Origin of the sequence: Bradyrhizobium sp., from assembly GCF_019242285.1 — a bacterium.
Lineage (GTDB): Bacteria > Pseudomonadota > Alphaproteobacteria > Rhizobiales > Xanthobacteraceae > Bradyrhizobium.
Map to the genome: position 1 here is coordinate 1 of NZ_JAFAVV010000878.1, position 3188 is coordinate 3188.

Here is a 3188-nt window from a genome sequence, read left to right on the forward strand (position 1 = left end):
GAGCGGTGATAGAGGTAGTGCGTGAGTCCGAGCAGATGGCCCTCGCTCTCCGCGACGAGGCCCTGCACCGGCTCGTAGACGTCGAAGAAGCGTGCCCAGGTGCGCTCGGTCACCTGGCGTGCGAGCGCGGTGGGACCGGAGCGGCCATAGAAGGCGTTGTAGCCATCCCACAGCGGGAGCCATTGCTCGAAATCATTCGGGGTCACGGAACGGATGGAGATGTCGTTCGGCATTTTCGTCGTCCCACGAGAGTTGCGCGCCGGTTCTCGTTACGAAGAGATCGCCAATCGATCAATGTCTGAAGACGGCCTCGCCCGAGGAAGGCGCGAGCCGCCGATCACGTCTGCCACGTCCTGCCCTCAGGCCGGAAGCGGCATCGCGATGCTGACCTTGATCGCGAGCAGCGTGATCGCGACGGTCAGGAATGCGCTGAGCGCCAGCGACGCGGCGACGGCCCGGATCAGGTGAGGGGAGGCAGAAGGCGCACCTCGGCCGTTAAAGCCGATCGCGCCGGGCGACCGTTTCATTGGCCGTATTCCCATGTGCGTAGACGCACGGGCGAATCACCCGCGACGTCAGATTTTGCTCGGCCACCGGGCGACAATGCGGCGACTTCAGGACGCGTGGACCGGTTCAGGCGCCGCAAAGGTTAACAATCGGGCCGTCGCCGTTAACGGTTTGGGCGGCACTGCGGCGCTTCAGACGCTGGCGGCGATGCTGGCGCCGTCGTCGACCTCGGCCGGCCGCCAATCCATCGACACGAATCCCGGCGCCTGCTCGACTCGCCTGAGCCAGGTGCGGATCGCGGGGAAGGTCGACAGATCGTAGTCGCAATGATTGGCGACGTGGGTGTAGCCGTAGAGTGCGATGTCGGCGAGGGTGAGCCGGCTGGCGGCGAAATAGTCGTGGCCCTTGAGGTGATTTTCCATCACCTGCAACGCCGCATAGCCGCGCTCCATCCAGTCCTCCAGCGCATGCGTCTGCAGGTCGCGGCCGCCCTTGACCAGCGCGACCCAGAAATAGGCGGCGCCGATATTCGGCTCCAGCGCATGCTGCTCGAAGAACATCCATTGCAGCGCCTCGGCGCGCTCGATGTGCGACTCCGGCGACAACGCCGTCCCGTTGGCGACGAACCAGAGGATCGCGTTGGACTCGGCGAGATAGCGTCCCTCGGCGACCTCGAGCAGCGGCACCTGTCCGCTCGGATTCTTCGCCAGGAACTCCGGCGTGCGGCTCTCGCCGCGGAGAATGTCGATCTCGATCGCGTGGTAGGGCATGTTCAGAAGCGACAGCGCAAGGCGGACCTTGTAGCTGTTGCCGGAACGCTGCATCGAATAGAGTTTGTACATTTTCCGGTGTTCGACCGTTAGGAACGCGCGCGAGGCTTGTCATCCCCCAAGGCGGCTAAACAATGATGCTTGTGCGCAGGCGCTGCAAGTCTTTACATTCTGAAAAAATGGAAAACCTCTACCGCAGTGCAACCGCGGAAGATTCTTTCATCATGGGAATAATCGCGATCACGCTTGCGCGACGCCTGCGCGAGGGAGCGAAGTATTTTCGCGCTCGCGCAATGCGAACTTCAGAATGAAACCGTAGAGCATGAGAAGCACGATCAGTCCCAGCGGAATCCCGCTGATGCCGGCGATCGAGCGGGTGACCAGTGGCATGAGCCATGCCACGGCAAGCAAGCTGATCCCATAATCCTCGAGGCCGCAAGCGAAAGCGCGGCGTGCGAGAAAGGCGATGGCGATCGCGAGCACGACGAGGTCGTAGTCGAGCACATAGGGCGTCGCGAGCAGGCTCGCGGCGGCAAGCGCGGCTGCTTTCAGCTCGAACGCGACATCGCTGTGCCACAGCCAAGCCAGCGTCACTGCGAGCGCGATGGCGAGCGCAAGCTGGATCGCATAGGCGGTCGCGACGTCGGCGCCCCAGTTGCGTGCGGCGGAAAATGCCGACTGGATCTTCTCCCAGCCCGTGCCGCCCTGCTCGAGCACGATCGTCTGGGTGAAATGTGTCGAATCGACGAAGGCCTGCCACACGCCGGTGCCAAGCATAACCAGACTGATCGCAGCCAGACCTGCAACCGTCAGCGCTGCTGCCGTGATGGTGTTCCAGCGTCCGCCGGCGACGAGCGCGATCGGAATCATCACGCCGAATTGCGGCTTGTAGGCCGACAGCCCGATCAGAACGCCGGCGAGCCACGGCCTGCGGTCGAGCCAATGCAGCGCGCCGCCGAGCAAGGCTGCCGTCAGGAATCCGTTCTGGCCATGGCCGATATTGATGAACACGGCAGGAAAGGCGGCGGCGACCAGCAGCGTTTCGGGGCGCGGCAAGATCGCGCGGATCACCGCAAGATAGGCTGCAAGGCTCGCGAGCAGCCAAAGCGCGAGGCCCAAAGCGTAGGGCAACGCGGCGACGATGAAGGCGATGCCGAGGAAGAACGGTGGATAGTGCCAGCCGAAGAAGGGTACTTCGCGGCCGTTGAAAGCGGCCTTTTCCGCGTCGTGCTGCAAGATCGGATCATAGGCGTCGGCGGCCCGTCCCTGCCAGGCCAGTTGCCCGGCGGCGTAGACATTGGAGAAGTCGGTACCGATCGGCTTGCCGTTGCGGTCGATCAGTCCGTCGGACAAGGCGATCCAGCCGGCGTAGGCTATGGTGCAGAGGACGAGCAGGATCAGGCTGTAGCTCTTGGCCCGCGCGGCCGTCAGCCACGCGCCGGATCGCACGCCTTGCCAGACTTGCCATATATGAGTCATTTGGCCGCGGAAATTACCGAAAGTTGCGCCGATCCTAGCGCGTCGCCTTTAACGTTTCCTAAAGTCTTCACGTCTTTGTCGAAGCTTCTTGCGATGCCGGGGCCCCCGTTCTATTGGTTGGCCATTCCCGCCAATCAGAGTCGTGAACTTCCGCGCTCACGACGCCTGCAAGGAGTTCGACAATGCCGTTCCTGTCTGCTGCGCTCGACCGTGTGAAGCCGTCCGCGACGATTGCGGTCACGGACAAGGCGCGGGCGCTGAAAGCGGCCGGCCGCAATGTCATCGGGCTCGGCGCGGGCGAGCCCGATTTCGACACCCCGGCCAACGTCAAGCTCGCGGCGATCAAGGCGATCGAGGCCGGCAAGACCAAGTACACTGCCGTCGACGGTCTTGCCGAGCTGAAGGACGCGGTGATCAAGAAGTTCGAGCGCG

At 63.5% G+C, this 3188-nt stretch carries 4 protein-coding genes and 1 pseudogene; 1 reads left to right on the top strand and 4 read right to left on the bottom strand.

Translation table 11 applies throughout. The features are described from left to right. From JOY90_RS36095 to JOY90_RS36110, 4 genes and pseudogenes are all read right to left on the bottom strand, one after another. Window positions 1–233: pseudogene (locus tag JOY90_RS36095) on the bottom strand (GNAT family N-acetyltransferase); the annotation flags it as partial. 126 nt (window positions 234–359) lie between these two features. Beyond that, on the bottom strand, window positions 360–527 hold the full coding sequence (locus JOY90_RS36100; protein WP_291695863.1) for a hypothetical protein: 168 nt from the start codon (window positions 525–527) through the stop codon (window positions 360–362). A gap of 171 nt (window positions 528–698) precedes the next feature. Further along, a complete protein-coding gene (locus JOY90_RS36105; protein WP_291695864.1) occupies window positions 699–1349 on the bottom strand; it encodes a glutathione S-transferase family protein in 651 nt (216 codons plus the stop codon). 168 nt (window positions 1350–1517) lie between these two features. Then, complete coding sequence (locus JOY90_RS36110; RefSeq protein ID WP_291695865.1) at window positions 1518–2756, bottom strand: glycosyltransferase family 87 protein; 1239 nt, start codon at window positions 2754–2756, stop codon at window positions 1518–1520. Window positions 2757–2938: 182 nt separating this feature from the next. On the opposite strand from JOY90_RS36110, the gene JOY90_RS36115 reads away from it, so the two are divergent. After that, the coding region (locus tag JOY90_RS36115) for an aminotransferase class I/II-fold pyridoxal phosphate-dependent enzyme (protein WP_291695866.1) at window positions 2939–3188 on the top strand (250 nt) is incomplete at its 3' end.

Bases quoted from the DNA above. Each gene is read 5' to 3' on its own strand.
- JOY90_RS36105 (WP_291695864.1), bottom strand. From the start codon at position 1,349: ATGTACAAACTCTATTCGATGCAGCGTTCCGGCAACAGCTACAAGGTC.
- JOY90_RS36100 (WP_291695863.1), bottom strand. From the start codon at position 527: ATGAAACGGTCGCCCGGCGCGATCGGCTTTAACGGCCGAGGTGCGCCT.
- JOY90_RS36110 (WP_291695865.1), bottom strand. From the start codon at position 2,756: ATGACTCATATATGGCAAGTCTGGCAAGGCGTGCGATCCGGCGCGTGG.